Origin of the sequence: uncultured Cohaesibacter sp. (assembly GCF_963556055.3) — a bacterium.
Lineage (GTDB): Bacteria > Pseudomonadota > Alphaproteobacteria > Rhizobiales > Cohaesibacteraceae > Cohaesibacter.
In genome coordinates this window covers 300,104-323,443 of record NZ_CAUVYE020000013.1, presented here as the reverse complement: position 1 = coordinate 323,443, position 23,340 = coordinate 300,104, and the positions used below count along the sequence as shown (strand labels likewise).

At 52.8% G+C, this 23,340-nt stretch carries 18 protein-coding genes; 12 read left to right on the top strand and 6 right to left on the bottom strand.

The annotated features are described in order from the left end of the window. Positions 1 to 281: 281 nt before the first annotated feature. The 5 genes from ACHZB8_RS10165 (at position 282) to ACHZB8_RS10145 (ending at position 7,358) form a co-directional block, all read left to right on the top strand. The gene (locus ACHZB8_RS10165) at positions 282 to 1,256 is read left to right on the top strand and encodes a TRAP transporter substrate-binding protein (protein WP_316860148.1); all 975 of its coding nucleotides are present in this window, start codon (positions 282 to 284) and stop codon (positions 1,254 to 1,256) included. A gap of 141 nt (positions 1,257 to 1,397) precedes the next feature. After that, positions 1,398 to 1,904, top strand: a complete 507-nt coding sequence (locus tag ACHZB8_RS10160; protein ID WP_316860147.1) for a TRAP transporter small permease — start codon at positions 1,398 to 1,400, stop codon at positions 1,902 to 1,904. Between the two features lie 37 nt (positions 1,905 to 1,941). Further along, positions 1,942 to 3,264: a TRAP transporter large permease gene (locus ACHZB8_RS10155; RefSeq protein ID WP_316860146.1), complete on the top strand. Its 1,323-nt coding sequence runs from the start codon at positions 1,942 to 1,944 to the stop codon at positions 3,262 to 3,264. Positions 3,265 to 3,349: 85 nt separating this feature from the next. Continuing rightward, on the top strand, positions 3,350 to 5,857 hold the full coding sequence (locus tag ACHZB8_RS10150; RefSeq protein ID WP_316860145.1) for a glycoside hydrolase family 31 protein: 2,508 nt from the start codon (positions 3,350 to 3,352) through the stop codon (positions 5,855 to 5,857). A gap of 319 nt (positions 5,858 to 6,176) precedes the next feature. Continuing rightward, a complete protein-coding gene (locus ACHZB8_RS10145) occupies positions 6,177 to 7,358 on the top strand; it encodes an aromatic amino acid transaminase (protein WP_316860144.1) in 1,182 nt (393 codons plus the stop codon). 13 nt (positions 7,359 to 7,371) lie between these two features. Here the strand turns inward: ACHZB8_RS10145 and ACHZB8_RS10140 are convergent, their stop codons facing one another. The 3 genes from ACHZB8_RS10140 to ACHZB8_RS10130 are packed head-to-tail and all read right to left on the bottom strand — an operon-like array spanning position 7,372 to position 11,385. Then, the gene (locus ACHZB8_RS10140; RefSeq protein WP_316860143.1) at positions 7,372 to 8,538 is read right to left on the bottom strand and encodes an efflux RND transporter permease subunit; all 1,167 of its coding nucleotides are present in this window, start codon (positions 8,536 to 8,538) and stop codon (positions 7,372 to 7,374) included. Beyond that, positions 8,450 to 10,546: an efflux RND transporter permease subunit gene (locus ACHZB8_RS10135; protein WP_316860142.1), complete on the bottom strand. Its 2,097-nt coding sequence runs from the start codon at positions 10,544 to 10,546 to the stop codon at positions 8,450 to 8,452. Before ACHZB8_RS10135 ends, ACHZB8_RS10140 begins: the two co-directional genes overlap by 89 nt. 2 nt (positions 10,547 to 10,548) lie before the next feature. Further along, positions 10,549 to 11,385, bottom strand: a complete 837-nt coding sequence (locus ACHZB8_RS10130) for a hypothetical protein (protein ID WP_316860141.1) — start codon at positions 11,383 to 11,385, stop codon at positions 10,549 to 10,551. 115 nt (positions 11,386 to 11,500) lie between these two features. Between ACHZB8_RS10130 and ACHZB8_RS10125 the strand changes: the two genes are divergently transcribed. Beyond that, positions 11,501 to 11,935, top strand: coding sequence for a hypothetical protein (locus ACHZB8_RS10125; RefSeq protein WP_316860140.1), 435 nt, complete (start codon positions 11,501 to 11,503; stop codon positions 11,933 to 11,935). Positions 11,936 to 12,565: 630 nt separating this feature from the next. On the opposite strand, the gene ACHZB8_RS10120 is transcribed toward ACHZB8_RS10125, so the two are convergent. After that, positions 12,566 to 12,946, bottom strand: a complete 381-nt coding sequence (locus ACHZB8_RS10120) for a hypothetical protein (protein WP_316860139.1) — start codon at positions 12,944 to 12,946, stop codon at positions 12,566 to 12,568. Positions 12,947 to 13,267: 321 nt separating this feature from the next. Here ACHZB8_RS10120 and ykgO point away from each other — a divergent pair, with 321 nt between their 5' ends. After that, the gene (gene ykgO, locus ACHZB8_RS10115; protein ID WP_316860746.1) at positions 13,268 to 13,393 is read left to right on the top strand and encodes a type B 50S ribosomal protein L36; all 126 of its coding nucleotides are present in this window, start codon (positions 13,268 to 13,270) and stop codon (positions 13,391 to 13,393) included. A 153-nt stretch (positions 13,394 to 13,546) separates the two neighbouring features. On the opposite strand, the gene pyk is transcribed toward ykgO, so the two are convergent. Both pyk and ACHZB8_RS10105 read right to left on the bottom strand, forming a co-directional pair. After that, positions 13,547 to 14,989 carry a pyruvate kinase gene (gene pyk / locus ACHZB8_RS10110; protein ID WP_316860138.1) on the bottom strand — a complete coding sequence of 481 codons (1,443 nt, stop codon included), beginning with the start codon at positions 14,987 to 14,989 and terminating at the stop codon, positions 13,547 to 13,549. Positions 14,990 to 14,999: 10 nt separating this feature from the next. Then, positions 15,000 to 15,458 (bottom strand): DUF1036 domain-containing protein, encoded by a 459-nt coding sequence (locus tag ACHZB8_RS10105; RefSeq protein ID WP_316860137.1) that lies wholly within the window; start codon positions 15,456 to 15,458, stop codon positions 15,000 to 15,002. Between the two features lie 713 nt (positions 15,459 to 16,171). On the opposite strand from ACHZB8_RS10105, the gene ACHZB8_RS10100 reads away from it, so the two are divergent. From ACHZB8_RS10100 to metH, 5 genes are all read left to right on the top strand, one after another. Further along, the gene (locus tag ACHZB8_RS10100; protein ID WP_316860136.1) at positions 16,172 to 16,429 is read left to right on the top strand and encodes a DUF2312 domain-containing protein; all 258 of its coding nucleotides are present in this window, start codon (positions 16,172 to 16,174) and stop codon (positions 16,427 to 16,429) included. A 98-nt stretch (positions 16,430 to 16,527) separates the two neighbouring features. Then, positions 16,528 to 16,974, top strand: coding sequence for an NUDIX hydrolase (locus tag ACHZB8_RS10095; RefSeq protein ID WP_316860135.1), 447 nt, complete (start codon positions 16,528 to 16,530; stop codon positions 16,972 to 16,974). A gap of 145 nt (positions 16,975 to 17,119) precedes the next feature. Then, positions 17,120 to 18,103 (top strand): metalloregulator ArsR/SmtB family transcription factor, encoded by a 984-nt coding sequence (locus ACHZB8_RS10090; protein WP_316860134.1) that lies wholly within the window; start codon positions 17,120 to 17,122, stop codon positions 18,101 to 18,103. A gap of 88 nt (positions 18,104 to 18,191) precedes the next feature. Continuing rightward, the gene (gene metF / locus ACHZB8_RS10085) at positions 18,192 to 19,091 is read left to right on the top strand and encodes a methylenetetrahydrofolate reductase [NAD(P)H] (protein WP_316860133.1); all 900 of its coding nucleotides are present in this window, start codon (positions 18,192 to 18,194) and stop codon (positions 19,089 to 19,091) included. A gap of 105 nt (positions 19,092 to 19,196) precedes the next feature. Then, on the top strand, positions 19,197 to 22,895 hold the full coding sequence (metH, locus tag ACHZB8_RS10080; RefSeq protein WP_316860132.1) for a methionine synthase: 3,699 nt from the start codon (positions 19,197 to 19,199) through the stop codon (positions 22,893 to 22,895). The last annotated feature ends 445 nt before the right edge of the window (positions 22,896 to 23,340 follow it).

The following is a 23,340-nucleotide window of genomic DNA, read 5'->3' as shown; positions in this document are numbered from 1 at the left end:
CGAAGATTGTGCAACTGATAATTTGTTTAAGATGGGGCTGTTTTTTGAAAATAGGCTAAAATACGCATGATTAGCTCAAAAAAATCGAAAAATGCGACGAAAATCGCAAATAGAGCATATTGCCTTTTCGGGAAAATTTGTTACTCTTTCTGCAAGCTCATTTCGAAACGTTTAGTTTTTGATGGGTTTTGGGAGAGAGAAGGGGTGATTTGCTGGGCAAGACACCTCTGTTCTGCGAGAATCAGTTCGCAGGATTTGATAAAAATTTAAGGAGAGGAAAATTGAACAAGCTGATGATGGGAATTGCCGCTGTCGCCATGATGGTCACCGCAGGCAATGTCAATGCTGCCACTCGCATGAAACTCGCACACAATCTGGCAGAAGATCATCCAACCAGTCAGGCTTTGCAGCATTTTGTTGATGAGGTTGAACAGAAAACCAACGGCGACGTCAAAATCAAGCTTTTCCTGAATGGCGTGCTGGGTTCAGAACGTGAGGTTCTGGAACAGTTGCAGAATGGTGCCGTGGACATGACGCGCGTTGGCGCTTCGTCGCTTGAAAATTTCGACTCGATTTTTCAAGCATTTACGCTGCCCTATCTGTTTGATAGCGAAGATACCTTCTACAAAGTGATGGAAGGTCCAATTGCTGACAAAATCTATGCAGCATCCAAGGATAGCGGTTTTGTTGGCCTGACTTTCTTTGACGGTGGCGCCAGAAGCTTCTACACCAAAGACAGACCAATCAACAAACCTGAAGATCTCAAAGGCGAAAAAATCCGCGTCATGAACTCCCACACTTCGATCCGCATGGTCGAACTGATGGGCGGCACCCCAACTCCTCTTGCTTATGGCGAAATCTACACCGCGCTTCAGCAGGGTGTGATTGATGGTGCGGAAAACAACCCGACCGCTCTTACCCTTGGTCGTCACGGCGAAGTCGTCAAATATTATTCCTTTGACGAACATGGCCGTATTCCGGATTTTCTGGTGATTTCCAACAAGGCAATGGATAAACTGACACCAGAGCAGCAGGCAATCGTGAAGGAAGCTGCTCGCAATGCAACCAAATTCCATCGCGGTCTCTGGGAAGCTGCTGTCAAAACTGCCATCGACGAAGCGCAGAACAAGCTGCATGTCCAAATTTCCTATCCGGAAAAAGCACCTTTCCGCGAAGCCGTAAAACCACTTTATGACGAATACCGCAAAGACCCGGCTATCAATGAGCTGGTTACCGAAATTCTAGCGGTTAAATAAGTCTGTCATCAAGGATCTGTGGCGGCTCGTTGACATCATGCTCAAAGCAGGGTGAGCCGCCGCAAACAATGCGGCTGAATCGGATTGAGAGACAAATGATGCGTCTGGCAAGTTCATTCATCCGTCAGGGAGGGAGTTCACATGCTCAGAAAAATCAAATCATTCGTCGAGGTCGCGCTCGCCAGCATCACATCTGCCATGCTGGTCATGCTGGTGGCGCTCGCTATCTGGCAGGTCTTTACCCGCTATGTTCTGAAAACGCCTGCCTTGTTCACTGAAGAACTTCTGCGCTTTTCGATGATATGGATGGGATTGCTCGGGGCAGCCTATGCATTCGGTATCAAGCAGCATCTGTCGCTCGGCATAGTGCCCGCGATGCTGAAGGGCAAAAAGCGCAAAGCGCTCGTCCTGTTCAATGACCTGGTGGTGCTGTTCTTTGCCTTTTTCATCCTGTTCATGGGTGGAATGCGGGCCGTTGAAAGTTCGATGCAGCAGTTCTCCCCCATTCTTCGCCTTCCAATGGGACAGGTCTATTACATTCTGCCAATCACCGCCGTGCTGATTTTCTTGCTTCAGGGCCTCAACACGATCCTCGAATTGACATCTTCCGAAGAGCCGGTAACGGCGATGCCGGATGATGAGAAATGACCGACTTCAGCCCTTGTAAGTAATTGGAATCTTTGACATGGATATCATCTTTTCATTTATGGACGAAGCCCTTTTTGCGGCCATCTGTCTGTTCGGCTTCTTCTTTGCATTCCTGATCACGGGCGTTCCCATCTCTGTTGGCATCGCGGTTTCCTCCATTCTGACTGCCCTGTTCTTCCTGCCAGCTGATACCGCCTATTTTGTCGCGACACAGAAGATGTTTGCCGGCATGGACAGTTTCACGCTTCTGGCAATTCCCTTCTTCATTCTGTCGGGCAACCTGATGAACAAGGGCGGCATCGCAATCCGGCTGGTCAATCTGTCAAAGCTGATATCGGGCAAGTTGCCCGGTTCACTGGCGCATACCAACGTGATCGCAAACATGCTGTTTGGCTCGATCTCCGGTTCAGGCATTGCGGCTGCGGCTGCGGTTGGTGGCACCATGGCCCCTTTGCAGAAAAAGGAAGGCTATGATCCGGCCTTTTCTGCTGCGGTCAATATCGCCAGCGCTCCTTGCGGCATTCTCATTCCGCCCAGCGGGCCATTGATCCTGTTTTCGCTGGTTTCCGGTGGGACTTCGGTTTCGGCTCTCTTCATTGGTGGCTACGGGCCGGGCATCCTGATGGGTGTCTCTATCATGGTCGTGGCCTTCATAATTGCCAGCAGAAAAAACTATCCCATCGCTCCAACACCCGACTGCAAACAAGCCTTGCATATCGTGCTTGATGCGATGCCAAGCCTGCTGATGGTTGTTGTCGTTATCGGGGGGATTGTCGCGGGTGTTTTCACGGCAACAGAAGGTGCCGCGGTGGCAGCGCTATATTCTTTCCTGTTGTCTCTGGTCTATCGCATGGCGACCTGGCGCAATTATCTGGAAGTGCTGCGTACCACGGCCGTCATGAGCGCTTCGATCCTGTTCCTGATCGCGGCATCCGGCATCATGTCCTACGTGATGGCGATTACCAGCATTCCCGACGTGATTGCCGAATATCTGATGCAGTTTGACAGCCCGGTTTTGATCTTCATGATCATGAATGTCTGCCTGCTGCTGGTTGGAACTTTCATGGATCTGACCCCGGCGGTGCTGATCTTCACGCCTATTTTCCTGCCGATTGCGAAGGATCTGGGCATGGACCCGGTTCACTTCGGACTGATGATGATCTTCAACCTGGGGATCGGCAACATGACGCCACCGGTTGGTGCCGTGCTGTTCGTCGGTTGCAGTGTCGGGGAGGTGACGATTGAACAGGTTTTCAAACCGTTGTTGCCTTTCTTCCTGGTCCTCATCGCGGCACTGATGATGGTTACCTACATTCCGGCAATTTCAACCGGTCTGCCAAGAATGCTCGGGCTCATCTAGAGCCAACTCCTTACCGAAATGGGCTGACGCGCGGTTGTTGGTGCTGCGCGGGCCTCTTCTGCGCACAATTACTGGGGAGCCAGACATGAAAATTGCAAGAAAACTGCTGGATTTCACTCAAGCCGATGGTTTGGTGGTGCTAAAGACCGACGGCCCCGACATTCGCCTTGTTTTTCTGAGCGATGATATTCTTCGCATTCGGGCGAGTTTTGACGGTGCTTTCAAGGAAGCATCCTATGTGTTGACAATGACCGCATGGGACGATCATCTTGATGAATTGTTCGGGGAGGAGCGTAACCGTGTCACCCCCGTGGTGCCTTCGGTCAAGGAAACAACAAAGCGCGTGGTCTTTGAGACCGCGAGCCTGAAGCTGTCGATCACCAAGGACCCGTTTGGCCTTGAGATATATGACGCCGAGGGGACCTTGCTGCACAAGGATCTGAAGGAAAAGTCTTATAGCCAGGACCATCTCGGTCGCGTCTATCATTATGTGGAGCGCGAGCTTGATGATCGCTATTACGGCTTTGGGGAAGCATCGGGAGACCTCGATAAGCATTATAAACGCGTGCGCATGGCTCCCAAGGATGCCCTTGGCTATGACGCGGAACTGCAAAATTGCCTCTACAAACATATTCCCTTCTATATCAAGATGAAGGGCGGGAGCCGCCATGCAGTGGGGCTGTTCTATCACAACCTATGGCCCTCTGAATTCGATATGGGGGGCGAGCATTCCAACTATTGGCATCACTACAGCTATTGGGTTGCTGACAAGGGGGATGTCGATCTGTTTTTCATTAATGGCCCCGAGATTGCCAAGGTCGTGGAACGTTATACGGACCTGACCGGCAAAACGGTTATGCCGCCGCGCTACTCGATCGGCTATCTCGGCTCGACGATGTATTACAGTGAGCTGCCTGAAAAATGCGACGACGAGATTCTCGGCTTCATCGACAAGAATAACGAGGAAGGTATTCCGGTTGACGGGTTCCAGCTCTCATCGGGCTATACGGTGGGGCCAGATGGCTTGCGCTATTTCTTCACCTGGAACAAAACTCGCTTCCCTGACCCGCAAGGCTTCTTTACCCGTATGAAAGAGCGCGGGGTGATGGTGTCGCCCAACATCAAGCCGGGGATCCTTTGCACGCATCCCTATTACAAGGATTTCGATGCTGCCGACGCCTTTATCAAGACCGCAGACGGGACCGGAACCTATATCGATCGCTGGTGGGGCGGACCGGGGTCTTTCATGGACTTCACCAATCCAAAGGGACGCGACTTCTGGAAGAAGATGATTGTCGAGAATCTGTCCTGCCATGGCACCTCCTCGATCTGGAATGACAATTGCGAATATGATCTGGGCGATCATATGACCTTGTGCGACGGGGATGGGGATGCCCGCCCTGTTGGTGAGGTCAAGGCAATCCTGCCAAATCTGATGTCGCGCATGTCCCATGTCGCGATTGCCGAGACCAGTCCGGATGAGCGGCCGTATGTGATTGTGCGGTCCGGTGGTCCGGGCATCCAGCGCTATGCCCAGACATGGGCGGGCGACAATCCCTCAACATGGAAGACCTTCAAATACAACATCACGATGATCCTTGGCATGGGGCTTTCAGGTGTTGCCAACCATGGGGCCGATGTCGGCGGTTTCCAGGGGCCATCGCCAGAGGCCGAGTTGCTGGTGCGCTGGGTTCAGAACGGCATTTTCATGCCGCGTTTCTCGATCCATTCCTGCAACACCAACAACACCGTTACCGAGCCTTGGATGTATGAGCAATATACGGGCACGATCCGCGAAGCTATCAAGCTGCGCTATTCGCTGTCGCCCTATCTCTATTCGCTCATCCGTGAAGCCCATGAAACGGGGGCGCCTGTCATGCGGCCTCTGGTTTATGAATTCCAGGATGATCCGGCGCTCGACAATGAAAGCTTCCAGTTCATGTTCGGTCCAGAGGTCATGGTGGCCAATGTGGTCGAGAAGGGCATCAAGCGACACCGTGTCTATCTTCCAGCCGGTTGCGACTGGTATGAATGGGGAACCCATGTGCGACATGCGGGCGGGCAGGTCATCGAGATGGATGTGGACATGAATTCCATTCCGATGTTCTTGCGTGAGAATGCCATTGTGCCGACCACTTACGGGCTCTTCTCGCTGGCCAAGGAACAGATGGAGCATTTGCATTTGCTTGTGGCTCCTTGTGCGGACAATTCCTTTACGCTCTATGAAGATGACGGTGTATCAAACCGGTTCAAGAACGGGGATTATCTGAAGACAACCATCAATCTCAAAGCCGGTGACACGGTTACTTTGAGCTTTAACAAGGTGGGGACTTACGTCTCTCCAATCAGGGATATTGTGATCGATGTCATCAACGAGAAGAAAGGGGCCTTCTGGGTGGCAATCGATGGCGAGCGCATTCAGCAGTATCTTGATCGCAAAAAATGGGCAGAAGCCGAAACGGGTTGGATCTATGACGCAACCATTTCGTCTGTCAGGATCCGTTGTCCGAATCCAAGCGGTGATTTCAAAGTCGATATCAGCTTTGAAGACTTCGACCTGATTGGCATGACTCTAGAGGATGACGAGGAATAGCGTAACAGTCGGTCGCATATATGTTGCTCGTCATATAGGGCGTTGCGGGTCAATCCTTCCGATACTCGCAGCGCCCGTTTTTTTTGCCGAATGGTGGCATGGGGGCAATGTCTGGGCTGGCAAGGTCTTTCTTTCCGCTTCAGAAACCGATGGCTCGCTCCATGCTATCGCGTTGATTTTTATGCCTTGAAGGTCGGAATGCTCTGATTTCGGTGCATTTTTTGAAGCGAACCGGCACAATCTGAGAAAAAGCTGTCGCCCTGTCTGTGTTTTTGGCGCTAGTAGATAAGTGAAAAAAAGAAAATACAAGAGGACAAGCATGTTTGAAAAACTGCAGGAACAGCAACCCGGTGCCTTGCTGGGGCTACTCATTGCCTTCAAGGCGGACCCGCGCCCGAACAAGATTGATCTTGGTGTCGGTCTTTATCGTGATGAGACAGGCAACACCCCCGTCATGCGGGCCGTAAAGGCTGCTGAAAGGCATCTTCAGGAGACACAGCAAAGCAAGAGTTATATCGGACGCGAAGGCGATCTCGCCTTTGTTGAGCTGCTCAAGCCGATTATTTTTGGCGAAGGAAGCGAATTGATTGACAAAACGGTCGGCCTGCAAACCCCTGGCGGTTGCGGCGCGATCCGGCTAGCTGCCGATGTCATCGCGACGGCCAGTCCGGATGCTTCCATTTGGCTCGGCACGCCCGGCTGGATCAGCCACAATCTGTTTTTCGAGTATTCAAAGCAAAGGATCGTCGAATATCCGTTCTTCGATCTGGTTGAACAGAAGATCATGTTCGACAAGGTTCTAGAGGTTTTGACGAGCGCTCCTGAAGGGGACGTCATTCTGCTGCATGGATGCTGTCACAATCCCACCGGAGTGAATTTCACAATGGATCAATGGCGGCAGATTACGGACTTGCTGGTTGAGCGCAATCTCGTTCCTTTCCTCGATTTGGCGTATCAAGGTCTGGGGAATGGTCTGGAGGAAGATGTCGAACCATTGCGTCATGTTCTATCCCGTGTCGATGAAGCGATCATTACCTATTCCTGCGACAAGAATTTTGGTCTTTATCGTGATCGCGTCGGTGTTTTGTATCTGATGAGTCGCAATCCCGAGCATTTGAAAATTGCGGGCAGCAATGCTGCTGCCTGTGCCGCGCCAAGTTGGGGTATGCCGCCCGATCATGGTGGTGCAATTGTTCGCACCATTCTGGAGAGCGAAGAATTGACAGCGATGTGGAAAGCCGAGCTTGTACAAATGTGTGCCCGAGTGAACGGAAACCGTGCTGCGCTTGCAGAGGCTCATCCAGATCTGGCCTTTGTCAAATGTCAGGGTGGTCTTTTCTCGACGCTTAACATGTCGAAGGAAACAGCCAAGGCCTTGCGCCAGAATTACGGCATCTATTTCGCCGATTCAGGGCGCATGAATCTGGCCGGTATGCAGCCATCGGACGCCAAGACAATCGTTGATGCGCTGATTACGGAAGGTGTTCTGAACGCGCTTTGATCAAGGCGCTTTTTCAAAAAAAAGCAAAACCCGGCTTCGTTGCATGGAACGGAGCCGGGTTTTTGTTTGAGGAAATTCTCAGAGCCTTGTTGGTCAGGCCTTCTTCCTGCCGTAACCGAAATCGGTCAGGATCGCGAAGAGGCTCGGCACGAGGAACAGTGAGAGTACTGTTGCTGTCAGAAGACCGAATGCGAGGCTGTTGACCAGCGGGATCAGAAACTGGGGCCTGAGTGCTGGTTTCCGCCAGAAGTGGCAACAATCCGGCGATCGTAGTCAGGGACGTCATGACAACGGCTCTGAAGCGCGCCTTTGCCGCCTGTTTTGTTGCTTCCATCGCATCGTGGCCTGCCTGCATCTCCTCATGGATGAAGGAGACCAGCAGGATCGAGTTGTTGACCACGACCCCGGAGAGGGTTGCAAGGCCCACCAGACTGGGAATGGAAATATCAAGCCCCATCAGCAGATGCCCGATAACCATGCCGATTGCGCCGAGCGGAATCGCGGCCAGCACAATGATGGGCAGGATATAGCTGCGGAACTGGAAGCTGAGCAGAATGAAGACGAAAGCCAGACCGATATAGAAGTTGGTCAAAAGAGATCCACCGGTTGTTGCGGCTTCCTTGCCCTGACCGTTGAAGGCCGGGGACACCTCGGGATATTTCTTTTTCAATCCCGGTAGGAATTTGGTTTTCACCTCCATCATCAGTTCCCGCGCATTGACGACATTTGGCCGGATTGCTCCAATCACGGAGACGGTTCGCATGCCATCGACGCGATTGATGCGTGCATAGCCGCGGGACTCCATTACGTCCGCGACGGTGGAAAGAGGGATCTTGGAGCCGTCGGAGGCCGTGACATAGATCGAGTTGATGCCGCCGCGACTGTCAATCGCTCCGTCCGCCAGACGCACCCGGACATCAACACCATAGCGACCGGTCTGGATTTCAAGCCCCGTGTTGCCCTGTACGATAGAGCGCAATTCTTCGGAGACGGATTTGGCGGTGAGTCCAAGGCCTCCGGCGTCATCATGTAGTTTGACGATATATTCCGGTTTGCCAGGGCGCAAATCATCAAGTACGTCAACGACACCATCATAGCTGTAGAGGAAGGCCTTGAGCTCTTCGCCGGCATTCTTGATTTGCTCCAGATCGCCACCGCGCCAGGCGGATGTCGATGGCATTGCCTGCCACGCCTCTTTCCTTGTCGGTGAATTTCATGGCGAGGCTACCCGGTACCGGACCGGTATATTTGCGCCATGTGGAGAGCATGTCCTGAAGGGAGCCCTTGCGGTCCTGTGCCCTGAGAAGGTCTGCACTGATGGTTGCCAGATGCGGTCCCTTCTCGTTGGCATCGACATTGACGCCGTAATAGACAAGCACGTTGTTGACCAGATCCTGACCGTCTTTCTGAAGCGGTTTGAAGTCGTTATTCACCTTGTCCAGAGCCGCAACGATCTGTTTGACAGCCACTTCTGTCTCCGAAAGTGGAGTGCCTTGCGGCATCAGGATACGTGCCTGGATCGTATCGCTTTCAAGGGTCGGGAAGGACCGGAATTTCAGCATTCCGTTTGCGAAAGCCGCATAGGACAGGATGAGAAGCCCGACAATCACGCCGGTCGTCAGATAGCGCCATGAAATGGCCCAGTCGATCATGGGGCCGAAGACGCCATTTCTGAAACTCTCAAACCCACGCTCGAAAGCGGCGTGAAAACGCGATTGCTTTCCTGTGCCCTGCTTCTTGAGCGAATGGTATAGGTGAGATGGCAGGATGATGAAGGCTTCAATCAGGCTGATGGCCAGAGTGATGACCAGAATAACGGGCAATACCTTGAGGACAGCACCGATTTTTCCAGCCATGAGCGCCAGGGGGCCGACAATCAGGATTGTTGTCAGGAAGGAGGAAACCACACTTGGCAGAACCTGCATGGTGCCTTTGACAGCGGCTTCGAGTTCATCTTCTCCCTTTTTCAGGCGGGCACCGATATTTTCGGAGATGACAATTGCGTCGTCCATCAACAGGCCCGTCGAGACGATCAGACCGACCATGGTCATGGTGTTGAGGGTATAGCCCAATCCCTGCATGGCGAAGATCGCGCCAAGGAAGGAAACCGGCAATCCCATTGCAACCCAGAAACTGTATCTGAGCGAGAAGAACAGCCACATGACGAGGAAAACCAGAACAAGACCCTGAATGCCGTTGTCGGTGAGGATGCGCAGCCGATCGACGATGTTCGGAGACACATCCTGAGAGATGTTCAGGCTGACGCCGGCGGGAGCTATTGCGCGTTCATTTTCCAGAATTTTGTCAATCAGCGCCTTCACCTTCAGAGTGTCCTGATTGGGTGTCTTGGCGATCTCGATGAGCGCAGCCCTCTGGCCGTTGAATGTCACCTTGTCTTCGGCAAATTCGAAGGTCTTGGCAACGGTCGCGATATCCTTGAGGCGAACAATGCCGCCATCTTCCGAGCTCTTGACTACGATTTCGGCAAATTCACGTGGCTTGCGACGCTGATCGGCATAGCGAAGAACCAGATCCCCGCTTTTGGTTTCCAGGGTTCCTGCTGGCAAGTCGACGCTTTGCGCTTTGACAGCGTTGGAAACATCGGTGATGCTGAGATCCAATTCCCGGAGGGCCTGTTCGGAAACGCGAATATCTATGAGGGGATCCGCAAAGCCTTTCATGGTTGCCTGGGCGATCTGCTTGTTGCGCATGACGCGCGAGAGTACCTTGTCGGCGTAGGCGAACAGAGCGCCGGGATCGTCAATGCCAGTGATTGCGATTGTCGAGATCGTTGCGGTGCGTTCCATTTTGGTAACGGCCGGGCGTTCGACATTGTCCGGGAAACCGGTAATGGCTTCGACTTCACTCTTGATGTCATTATAGAAGGTGTCAAAGTCACGACCCTCGATCATGGTGACGACCGAGATTGCCTGGTTTTCCCGCGCTTCACAGGTCAGCTCAAGCTTGTCAGGAATAATGCCAAGGGCTTCTTCGAGGCGAAGGCAAACGGCTTCTTCCACATCGAGCGCCGTTGCGCCGGGATAGTTGACACGGACTTCAACCTGTGTCGGGTCTGTCTCGGGAAACGTGTCCCTTTGCAGTTTGGGAAGCGCCAGAGCACCGACGAGCAGAATGGCGACCATCAGCAGGTTCGCTGCCGTGGGATGCTTTGCGAAATAGCGGATCATGACTATTTGCTCCCTTTGCTCGGCGCTGTTCCGGTGGCTTCGGCCATGACTCGCTCAAGGAGCTGTTTGTCCGGTTTTGGACCAAGCAGCATGCCGTCAACCGGAGCAGGCAGATCGGAGACCACAACCTTCTCGTCAGGTTCCAGCCCGGACATCAGAACCGCGATGTCGCCCTGAATATAAGCCACTTTTACCGGCTTGAAGCGCAGGCGTTTCTCGGCATCGACGACCATGACCGTACCCTTGCGAACGGCGGCAGCCGGGATGGCAATCTTGTCCTTTTTGGGTTGTCCCTGAAGGATGACTTCAACTGCGGTGTCTTTCACCAGAGGAGGGCGTTGGCCCGGCGTTGCCTGACCATAGGGGTCGTTGACGGTGAGAATGATCCCGCGTGTGCGCGTTTTGGGATCCATCGCTGCTGTCACGCGGTCTACCTTTGCATCCCAACTGATGTCGCTTTTCGGGGTGCGCAGGACAACCTTTGCCTTCAGAGCTTCGTGGCGGTTTGAAATGTCGCCTCCGCCTGTGGTGAGAGATGCCAGAGGTGCCCCCACTTCAGCGGACTTTCCAAGAAGCGGGCTCAGGGCACCTATCGGGAACTGGGCGACAATCTCCGCCACGGCTATGCCGTCACCGGAGAAAAGCTGCTGGCCCTTGTTGACATATTGGCCAAGGGAAATCTCGACGGCGTCCAGGCGCACATCAAATGGGGCCTTGAGTTCAGTCCGATCCAGGTCGAGAGCAGCGATTTCTCTTTGTTGTTGCAAGACTTTGCGCTCGGCTTCATTGAGCTTGAGGGTGCTGAGCAATGTCTGAACCTTGGCATCTTCAGTCAACACGGCTCTTTCTGCGGTGTTTCGTCGACCGTTGACTGGGCTGTCGAGCCCTTTGCGAGCAATTGCAACTTGCGATCAAGATCATCCTTGGAACAGGGCAAGGGCGCGTTCTTCGATCTTGAGTGAAAGTCTGGGTTGTTTCATCCTTGGCGTCGAGAGCTTCGATCTGGGCATCAATCTGTGCGAGATTGAGTTCATATTCCCGTTTGTCGATTTTGAGCAGGCTGGTGCCAGCCGGGACAAGGCAAACCGTCCTTCAATTTATCCGATGTCCAAATTACGGGGCCTGCAACCTGAGAGACTGCATCCCAGCTTCTGTCCGGCTGCACCCTGCCAAATCCGGGAAACAGAGGGAACGGCTGCCACGGCTTTGGCCGGGATCACCTTGACCGGTGTCGCCTTTTCCTGTTTCTCCGTGGCTGCTTGCGGCGGTCTGGCCACTTTGCCGGACGCCATGAAGAGGGCGATGGCGATCAATATGGGTGGAAGAATGAGTGCCTTTTTCAAAATGCTCATATCGAGGCTCTTTATGCTGTCTTCAGATGAAATCTGACAGAGTGTTTCTGTGTTTATCTTTTATTTCGAAAATACTGAAATTAATCGCGTTACTACAAGACACAAATGGTATCGTTTGGTATCCGTTTGTATCAGAAGGCAAGCGTTACGATGACGGGGCGCGCATCAAGTTCTGTGAGCCGTCCGTTTATGGGATTCCCCGTCTTGTCATGCGCTCTGATAGCCGGTTCGTTTCACTCTCTCTCTTTGGCATTTCCTTAACAATTGAACAAAAGACGACCCTGTCTGTCCCTTTGGCGAGGAGGACAGATTTTTTTCATTTTCGAAAGGCGGTGAGCACAGTGGAGATTTGTCGATGGTCTGTGCGTGTGCGCTCATGCTGGGCGGGCAGGTCTTGTGTCCGGATCTGCCAGGTGCATGCAGCATTCCGGGATGGAATTAGTTGGAGAATCTTCTGAGAATCATCGCTCGGGTTTCCTGGGAGAATTCATAATCTTGCAATGTTGACTGGGTGAAGCAAAAGGTGGATGCATCTGTCCAGATCTTTCTTGAAGAAGGCGGTATTGAGTTCATGCCCGATTTTGGCAAGATAGCTTGGCTGTTCTTGGTCGTCCAAAGGATGCTCCTCCCTGTCTGGGCGGGTTTTCTAGGCGTGCTTGTCTCAAGATCACTCTATTGCAATCTTGTAATGGCTTGAGATGATTTGTGGTTGGCGAGGCTTGTGTGGCTGGCTCAGCCTACAATTTGCCATTTGACCGTACCAGCAGAATTTGGATTCGACTGATTGATCCTGCCAACCAACCGATCTGCATGGTCCAGACTGACCAATACGCTGCCGGTTGCTCGTCCCGAAACAATCAGTATATCTTCCTTTTTGGGAGTCAGATTGCCGGCTCAGGGCTATTGCCGGTGCGTGGCCTTGATGATCCTGATCTCCGAACTGTTTCATCTCAACATAGACAACGATCTTTTTGTCTACCCATTTGAGGTCCAGTAAAATGACTTCCTTGTGATGCCAATTAAGGTCGGCAGATTTTTCCAAAACCATAGATCAGTCCCTCCCCGGTGAGCTCTCGAAAATTTAATTGTTCCGCAAAGATCTGTCGAGGGGTTTTGATTCAATATTGCGCGCGAGGGCCGAAGTATTTCAGGTTTTTTAAATCTGAATTGCAACTTTTGATCTATTTTTGGTGTAAGGCATGGTAAAAAATCACCTTCTGCTGGTTCTCTGAGAACCGGGGAAAAGGAAATCCTTTGAGAGATGATGATTTCCCGGTTGACAATTCGCGAGAGGAATCGTAATTTCCGCTCGAATTTGCGCGCCTCGGCGCGCTTTTTGTTTCGAAAGATTTGGCCGAGGCTTGGGACAATGAAAATCAAAAACTCTTTGAAAGCACTTGCCACGCGTCACCGTGATAACCGCATGGTTCGCCGCAAGGGACGTATCTACATCATCAATAAAAAGAATCCTCGCTTCAAGGCTCGTCAGGGCTAATAGGCGCAGAGACTTTTTTATTGGCGGAACAGAAAACGCGCGGAAGCATTGCTTCTTGCGCGTTTTGTTTTGGCGGTTCTGCTGATGTCATAAAAAAAAGGGCCGGTAAACGGCCCTTTTTCATATCAGATGATCTGCCTCAGTGAGGGGAGATCAGATGCCGCCAAGGCCATCGCTGCCCACAAAGGCGATGCGGAGCATGTTGGTTGCGCCCGGCGTGCCAAGCGGAACCCCTGCGGTGATGATCACGCGCTGTCCCGGCTTTGCAAATCCTTCGAGATAGGAAGTGCTGCATGCCTTGTCGACCATTGCCTCGAGATTGTAGGCTTCCTCGGACACGGTGCAATGCAATCCCCATACGAGTGCCAGACGGCGAGCGGTGCCAACAATCGGGCTGATCGCAATGATCGGGGTTTGAGGCCGTTCGCGAGAGGCGCGAAGACCGGTCGTGCCGGAAGAGGTGTAGCACACGATATTTGCAAGGTTGAGCGTCTCGGCAATCTGGTGCGCGGCTGCTGAAATGGCATCGGCACCCGTTGCTTCAGGCTGTGCCCGTTGCGCATAGATGATGTTCGTGTAGTAAGGATCCTGTTCCACTTCCTCGGCGATCCGGTTCATCATGGCAACCGCTTCGAGAGGGAAGTCACCAGCAGCCGACTCGGCCGAGAGCATGACAGCATCGGCACCTTCGAACACGGCGGTTGCAACGTCCGAGGCTTCTGCTCGGGTTGGCATTGGCGACGTGATCATCGATTCGAGCATCTGGGTTGCCACAACTACCGGTTTGCCAGCCTGACGGGCTGCGCGGGTGATCTGCTTCTGGATGCCGGGTACGCGTTCAAGAGGCATTTCAACGCCAAGGTCGCCGCGGGCAACCATGATCGCGTCGGACAGTTCGATGATCTCGTGAATGCGTTCAACTGCCTGCGGCTTTTCGATTTTTGACAGAATGCCGGTGCGGCCACGAGACAGCTTGCGAACTTCGGCAACGTCTTCAGGGCGCTGAACGAAGGAAAGTGCGATCCAGTCGACATTGGCTTCTACCGCTGCGTCAAGGTCGGCACGGTCTTTCGGTGTGAGAGCCGAGAAAGACAGGGTCGAGTCCGGGAAACTGATACCCTTGCGGTTGGAAATCGGACCGCCTACCACAACTTCCGTATGGATGGCGTCTGCGGTGGTGCTGATCGTTCTGAGGCGAACCTTGCCGTCATCAAGCAGAAGCATGTCGCCTTCCTTGACCGACCCGAAAATTTCGGGGTGCGGCAGGTGGATACGGGAGGTTGTGCCCGGCTCATCGGAGCTGTCCAAGGTGAAGCGCTTGCCATTTTTAAGCTCGACCTTGGTGTCTGCAAAGGTTCCGATACGCAATTTCGGGCCCTGCAAGTCGGCCAGAATGCCGATCGGACGACCAACTTCTTCTTCCACTTCGCGGATCAGCTTGACGCGCATATTGAGCGTTTCGTGATCGGAATGGCTCATGTTGATGCGGAAAACATCTGCGCCAGCCAGGAAGAGTTGTTTGATTTGTTCCTTTTTTTCGGAAGCCGGACCAAGGGTGGCCAGGATTTTTACTTTCCGGTTGCGTTTTACAGTCACGACAGTTTTCCTATTCTTTTTCGGTCAATTGTACCGTGTAGTCCTGTTTGCCGGCGGTATCGATTTCGAAGAAGCCGGTACGTTCAAATCCTCTAGCCACGCATTCCTGAGTTCCCTTGATCTTGAATTCCAGATCCTGGGTGCACATGAAATTGTCGCCGTTCCATTGACCGCCCTTGTCATAGTCAATGGCGTGTATCAGGAAGCGAGTTTCCAGAAGTTGGCCCAGAAGGACGGTTTCACACACGCCCGTTTCCAGGTTCCACCAGCCCTCACTAATCCAGTCACCTTTTAGCTCGTATCCAATGGACAGGCCGATCATGCTGCTTGTCTTGTTGCAAACACGAAGGTCTGCCGAGGCTTCCATACTGCTAGCCGCAATCAGGAGGCCACATATGGCCAACGCCTTGCCATATCGAGTAACAAGGCGTCGTGAACAAGGAAGTCGTTCTTCAATTTGAATTAACATTGGGCTCAAGTTTTTCTTTCCATGCCGAAGAGCCGAGACCTGTTTCGCGTTTCATGCATCTATTGTCAATGACTGAATTCGACATTAGTCGCATTCTTTGTCTGATTTCGTGAAGGTTATTCAGTAAGAGTACGGTTTGTCACTTATAAATCAACCTGTCACTATTCATGAAGCGGCGAAGACATTCTAGGCAATAGCGCTCTTATTTCAAGGTGGCGCAAGCGGCTCAATTCGTGAGAACTTTTTAAACCTGCGCATGTCTATCGAACCATATTGACGCCATTGTGACGCATTTTGGTGCAAGAGTGTATGGGTAAAATACACATGATCGCAGTTTGTTTTCTATTCGATGTCATGACTTTGGGCATGGCTGGATTGCGTCAGGAGGGAGGGTGGAATTTGCAAAAAAGACGCTTGTTCAGATCGCTTTGGTCGCTATGATGGGCGCCTGCTTGATCAGGTCCGGAAAGGGTCAACCCGGTCTTCGTGAGGAAACGGGTGGGGCTCCTTCCTGCTGTGAAATTTTCAGCGGATTAACGTTTGTGAAAGGTAATCAGATCACAGACCGCTTCTGTTGTTCATTCTCTGCGGCGCGAAGGCGTGACTGACTTGTGTTTCTTTTAACGTTGGGATTGGTTCCCCGACAAGTGTCCGTTATAGAAGCGACAAGAGTGGCGGGTGGACGGACGTTAATACAATTTGTGGAGAAAGAAATGTCGAATCCAGGCGGCGTAGCCGCAGATCAATTGCGCGCTTTTGTCGAGCGCATTGAAAGGCTGGAAGAAGAAAAGAAGGCCATTTCAGATGATATCAAGGATGTCTATGCAGAAGCAAAAGGCAATGGCTATGACGTCAAGGTCATGCGTCAGGTTGTTCGCATGCGCAAGCAGGACAGCAATGAACGCCAGGAAATGGAAGCCTTGCTTGATCTCTATCTGCATGCCCTGGGGATGGCGCCTTCAGCCGACTAAAAGGGTTTAGTGGCTGGCGGGCTGTCCGTCAGCCATCGTTTCTTCAGGGGCATCTTCGTTTGGCAGATTTCCCCTGGCCGCTTTGTTTGTGACTTCCCATGAATGTGAATAATGACAGGTTTCTAAAACCGCGTGCAGCCGTGCTCAGTCTCGTCGTCAGAGGGGACGACATATTGCTGGTTCGTCGTGCCAACGAGCCGGATTCGGGCAAATGGGGATTTCCTGGCGGAAAGATCGAATTTGGCGAAACCATCGAAGCTGCCGCAATAAGGGAGTTGTATGAGGAGACCGGCGTAAAGGCTCGGGCGGGGCGCATTCTGACAACGCTCGATAGCTTCTCTTACGAACAGGATGGGCAATTGACTTTTCACTATGTCATGGTTGCCGTTTTGTGCGAGTGGCAAGCCGGTGAACCTCGCGCCGGGGACGATGCTCTTGAAGCATCATGGTTCGCATCAAAGAATTTGCCATGGTCTGATCTGGCATTGAGCGAAGATGTGGTGCGTGTCGCCGACATGGCTTTTTCCGCTGCGAAGAGAGACTGATTCTTCCTGCCTCGTTTCCTGAATCCTTCCCGTCCTGCAAAGACCAATCCGGCTTTTTTGCAAACAGCAAAAGTCGTTCAGCATTGTCTTGCTATCTTAATATTAATGGTATAAAGATATCTTTATATCTTTTGAGGGACTATGGATGCTGACTCTTGACGAAATGGTTGGGTTGTTGAAAGCAAGTGGCGAGCCGACGCGGTTGCGACTGCTGGCATTGCTGGCGGAGGGCGATCTTTCCGTCAAGGATCTCACTGCTATTCTTCACCAAAGCCAACCACGTATTTCAAGACACCTGAAGCTCCTTTATGAATCCGGTCTGGTCGAGCGACTGCCTGAGGGAGCGTGGGTCTATTATTGTCTGACACGCGATGAATCAAAGGGCGATCTGATTGCCGCAACATTGCGCGATCTGGATTTGCAGGATGTCATGATCCGCAGGGACCGGGAACGACTTGAGCAGATCAAGCAGGCCAATGCCCAGCAGGCCGCGGACTATTTTCAGCAGAATGCAGAGCATTGGGATGAGTTGCGGGCGTTGCATGTGCCTGAAAGCGCAGTGGATGCCGCCATTCTTGACTGTCTCGGAGAGCAACCAATCGATCAACTGCTGGATTTGGGAACGGGCACGGGCAGTATCCTGTCACTGCTGGGAAGCCGGTGTCGAGACGGGCTCGGTATTGATGCCAACAGATCCATGCTTGCCATTGCTCGCGCCCGGCTTGACGGTCCTGCCAACGGACATCTGCATGTGCAGCAGGGCGATATTCTCGACCTGGCATCTCTTGACGGCGAATATGACCTGGTCACGGTTCATCAGGTCTTGCACTATCTGGACGACCCGTCCGCTGCGTTGCAGGAGGCGTCGCGTGTTCTGTTGCCAGGCGGGCGGATGCTGGTTGTTGATTTCGCTCCTCACGAACATGAGTTTCTACGCAAGGATCACGCGCATAGGCGACTTGGATTTTCCCATGAAGCCATGCGCCGCTGGATGGATGAGGCGGGTTTGTCGGTTGAGATCGCCAAGGATTTGCATCCGGATGAGCTGGAAGGTGAGGGGAGCGATCCGTCCCTTACCGTGACGATCTGGCTGGCTACGAAAATGGCGGATGCTCACCGAGAAAAATAGAAATTGCAATAAGGTTTCCTTGACTGGATTGAGATTATGATTTGGCGCTGCCTTCTATCAAGTGGCTGGCGCAACTGAGAGAAATGAAATGAACCACAATACCGAACGCAGCGGACGCCGCAGCAAAGACACCCACAAACTGAATGTCTCTTTTGAGTTTTTCCCACCCAAAACTCCAAAGATGGAGGAAAATCTCTGGAAGAGCGTTGAACGTCTGGCTCCGCTTGCTCCGGAATTCGTGTCCGTGACTTACGGGGCCGGTGGGTCGACAAGGGAACGCACCCATGCCACTGTCGAACGCATCATCAAGGAGGCCGGAATTCCGGCTGCTGCGCATCTGACCTGTGTTGGCGCTTCCAAGGCCGAGGTCGAGGAGGTTGTTCGCTCCTATGCCGAGGTTGGCGTCAAGCATATTGTCGCCTTGCGCGGAGATCCTGCGGCGGGGGTCGGGGAGAAATATGTGCCGCACGAAAGTGGTTACATCAACGCTGCGGATCTGGTTGCGGGCATCAAGCAAATCGGTGACTTCGAGGTATCGGTATCGGCCTATCCGGAGAAGCATCCCGAAAGCCCTGATTTTGCAACCGATATCGAGATGCTGCGGCAGAAGGTGGATGCCGGGGCGACGCGCGCGATCACCCAGTTTTTCTTTGATAACGATCTTTACGAGGGGTATGTCGAACGGGTGCGCCGGGCTGGTATTTTTATACCCATCGTGCCCGGTATTCTGCCAATCCATAATTTTGTGCAGATGGCCGGGTTTGCTTCCAAAACAGGGGCCAGCGTGCCGCAGTGGCTGGCGAATCGTTTCGAAGGGCTGGAGAGTGATGATGAGACCCATCGCCTCGTTGCTGCTGCTGTGGCTGCCGAGCAGGTCGAGGATCTGCGCTCCCGCGGGGTGGATGACTTCCACTTCTATACAATGAACCGGGCGAATCTGTCCTACGCGATTTGTCATATGCTCGGCATGCGGCCTGTTCGCGGCTAATTCATCTGTAAAAGTTCCAAGATTAAGAAACAATCATAGCATTTGCGCTATATGGGACGGGGTCTGTGTCAAAGCCGCCCTGTTCTCGATGAAAGAAGATGTAACATGTCAAGCTTGCCCTTAAGCCCATCCTATGAGCTTCTAAACCGACTTGCTTCCGAGCGTATCTTGTTCATGGATGGCGCTATGGGCACCATGATCCAGCGCCTTGGGTTGAGCGAAGAGGATTTTCGCGGTGAAAGGTTCAAAAACTGGAATCAGGATCTGAAGGGCAACAATGACCTGCTCTCGATCACCCAGCCGGATGCGATCCGCAATATTCATCGGCAATATCTGGAGGCGGGTGTCGATTTTGTTGGCACGAACAGTTTTTCCTCCACCTCCATCGCGCAAGCTGACTACGCCATGGAGCATCTGGCCTATGAAATGAATGTTGCCAATGCGCGCGTGGCCAAGGAGGCAATTGAAGACTTTAAAAAGGATCATCCGGGGCGCGAGGCTTTTGTGCTTGGCACGATGGGACCAACCAACCGGACTGCGTCCATTTCGCCAGATGTCAACAATCCCGGATTTCGTGCGATCAGCTTTGACGCTTTGAAAGATGCCTATCACGAAGCAGCGAAGGGGCTTCTCGATGGTGGTACGGATGTGCTGATTGTCGAGACGATTTTCGATACGCTCAATGCCAAGGCTGCCCTTTTTGCCATCGAAGAGGTGTTTGAAGAAAAGGGAATGCGCTGGCCGGTGATCGTCTCGGGGACGATCACGGACAAATCGGGGCGAACCCTGTCGGGACAGACCGCCGAGGCGTTTTACAATTCCATTCGTCATGCCAAGCCCTTTGCCGTCGGGCTCAATTGTGCGCTCGGTGCTGCGGAATTGCGCCAGCATGTGGATTCGATTTCCCGCGTGTGTGAAACGCTTGTGTCCACGCATCCGAATGCGGGCTTGCCCAACGAGTTCGGCGAGTATGATGAGAGCCCCGAGCATATGGCCAAAATCCTGGAAGGATTTGCCCGCGACGGCTTGATCAATATTGTCGGGGGGTGCTGCGGTACGACGCCGGATCATATCCGTGCCATTGTCGAGACCATCAAGCCTTATCAGACCCGCAAGCTGCCTGAGGTCGCTCCCTATATGCGTCTTTCAGGGCTTGAGCCCTTTACGCTGACGCCCGAGACCAATTTCGTCAATATCGGCGAGAGAACCAATGTGACCGGCTCGGCCAAGTTTCGTCGACTGATCAAGGAAGGCGATTACGAAGCCGCTCTCGATGTTGCGCGCCAGCAGGTGGAGAATGGGGCTCAGGTTATTGATGTCAACATGGATGAGGGGCTGCTCGATTCCGAGGAAGCGATGTCGACCTTCCTCAACTTGATCGTGGCCGAACCCGATATTTCCCGCGTTCCCGTTATGGTGGACAGCTCCAAATGGAGCGTCATCGAGGCTGGTCTCAAATGTTTGCAGGGCAAGTCGATCGTCAATTCCATTTCCATGAAGGAAGGAAAAGAACCGTTCGTTGCGCATGCAAAGACGATCCTTCGGTATGGGGCAGCGGTTGTCGTCATGGCATTTGATGAAAAAGGCCAGGCCGACAGCTATGAGCGCAAGATCGAGATCTGCAAGAAGAGCTATGATATTCTGGTCAATGAGGTCGGCTTCCCGCCTGAAGACATCATTTTCGACCCGAATGTGTTCGCGGTTGCCACCGGTATTGAGGAACACAACAATTACGGGGTGGACTTCATCAATGCGACCAAGTGGATCCGCAAGAACCTGCCCGGTGCCCATGTTTCCGGTGGTCTCTCGAATCTGAGCTTCTCCTTCCGCGGCAACAATCTTGTGCGCGAGGCGATGCATTCGGTGTTCCTCTATCATGCCATCAAGGTCGGGCTTGATATGTCCATCGTCAATGCGGGCCAGTTGATGGTCTATGACCAGATCGACAAGGATCTGCTGGAGCGGATAGAGGATGTGGTGCTGAACCGGCGCGAGGATGGGACGGATCGTCTTTTGGAGATTGCCGAGCGTTATCTCAATCAGAAAGGTGAGCACAAGGTCGCGGATCTCGCATGGCGCCAGCTGCCGGTTGAAAAGCGTCTTGAACATGCACTCGTCAAGGGGATCAACGAATTTGTCGAGGAAGATGTCGAGGAAGCCCGACAGAATGCCACGCGCACATTGGACGTCATCGAAGGTCCATTGATGGACGGCATGAATGTCGTCGGCGACCTGTTTGGCGATGGCAAGATGTTCCTGCCGCAGGTGGTCAAGTCTGCCCGTGTGATGAAAAAGGCCGTGGCCTATCTGATGCCTTTCATGGAAGAGGAGCAGGATGGCGAGAAAACCAGCGCAGGCAAGGTTCTGATGGCGACGGTCAAGGGCGATGTCCATGATATCGGCAAGAATATCGTCGGCGTCGTGCTTCAGTGCAATGGCTACGAAGTTGTTGATCTGGGTGTCATGGTGCCCGCCAACGACATTCTTGAGGCTGCGCGCCGTGAGAAGGTGGACATCATTGGCCTGTCCGGCCTGATCACGCCGTCGCTTGATGAAATGTGCCATGTTGCCGCCGAGTTGCAGCGCGAAGGCTTCACTCAGCCGCTGATGATTGGTGGCGCGACGACTTCACAGGTTCACACCGCAGTCAAGATTGCGCCCAACTATGACAATGGTCAGGCTATTTATGTGACCGATGCCAGCCGGGCCGTCGGAGTTGCTACCAAGCTTCTGTCTCGCGACAAGGATGAATATGTTGCAGACATTCAGAATACCTATATGCAGGTGCGTGTGAAACATGAACAGGCGCAGGACAAAAAGAAACGCTTGACCATAGAGCAGGCCCGCGAGAACGGGCTGAAAATCGACTGGAGCGATTACCAGGCACCAAAACCGAGTTTTGTTGGTACCAAGGTCTTTGATGAGTATGATCTGGCCTCTCTGGTTCCTTATATCGACTGGACTCCCTTCTTCTCCACCTGGGAGATGAAGGGGCGGTATCCTGCAATCCTTGACGATGAGGTTTATGGCGAGGCTGCCACAAGCCTGTTCGAAGATGCGCAGGCCATGCTCGAGAAGATCATTGCGGAGAAATGGTTGACGGCACGTGCCGTGATCGGCTTCTGGCCAGCAAACGGATTCGGTGATGACATTGTGGTCTTTGGCGATGACACGCGCACACAAGAAGCGGCAAGGCTCCACACCTTGCGTCAGCAGATCGTGGGCCGGTCTGGCCGGTCCAACACCGCCATGAGTGATTTTGTGGCCCCGGCAGAAACGGGACTTGCGGACTTTATCGGTGGCTTTGCTGTATCCACCGGCTTTGGCGAAGAGGAACGGATCAGGGCCTATCAGGATGCGGGCGACGATTATTCGAAAATTCTGCTACAGGCACTGGCCGACCGTTTGGCCGAAGCCTTTGCCGAAGCCATGCACGAGCGTGTAAGGACAGAGTTCTGGGGCTATGCTGCGGGGGAGGCGATGAGCAAGGACGATCTGATCGCTGAGAAATATCGGGGCATTCGTCCCGCTCCGGGATATCCTGCACAGCCGGACCACACGGAGAAGGGCACCCTGTTCTCTTTGCTGGATGCCGAAGCCGCAACGGGAATCAGGCTAACCGAGAGCTTCGCCATGGTACCGGGATCTGCCGTTTCCGGGCTCTATTTTGCTCATCCGGATAGCTACTATTTCGGTGTCGGTAAAATCGAGAAGGATCAGGTGGCCGATTATGCCAAGCGCAAGGGCTGGAGCCTGTCGGAAGCGGAGAAATGGCTGGCACCAATTCTGAATTATAAGGCTTAACCCTTAATTCTAAGGTTGCATTCCTCTCAAGTAAACACCAAGTAAAAAACCGGGATTTCTCCCGGTTTTGTCTTTGTAATAAAACAAAGAAAGTTGTGTCTTTTCAAGGGTATAATAAGACAGCCTTGCACTGTCCCGCGCTGCTCGCTGGTGTCGGTTTTAAATAATTCCAACAACAATTGCAGCGATGAATGCAAAGGCTGCACACACAAACATGATGTTCCAAGATTTAATCATGTAGCTCCTCCTATTAGCCTTTCCTTCATACTTTGTGACTCTACGTCAACTTGAGAAAAACGTGAAATAAAAAAACTGTTGCACTGCCGAGAAGAGACGAATTTCAGTTTCCGGTTATGCGAGAATTCCTTGTCTACCCTTGGGTTAAGGTGCGACACTAATTCGTCACAAAAATAGGGGATAGAGTGGTTATGTTGCGGTGCAGCAT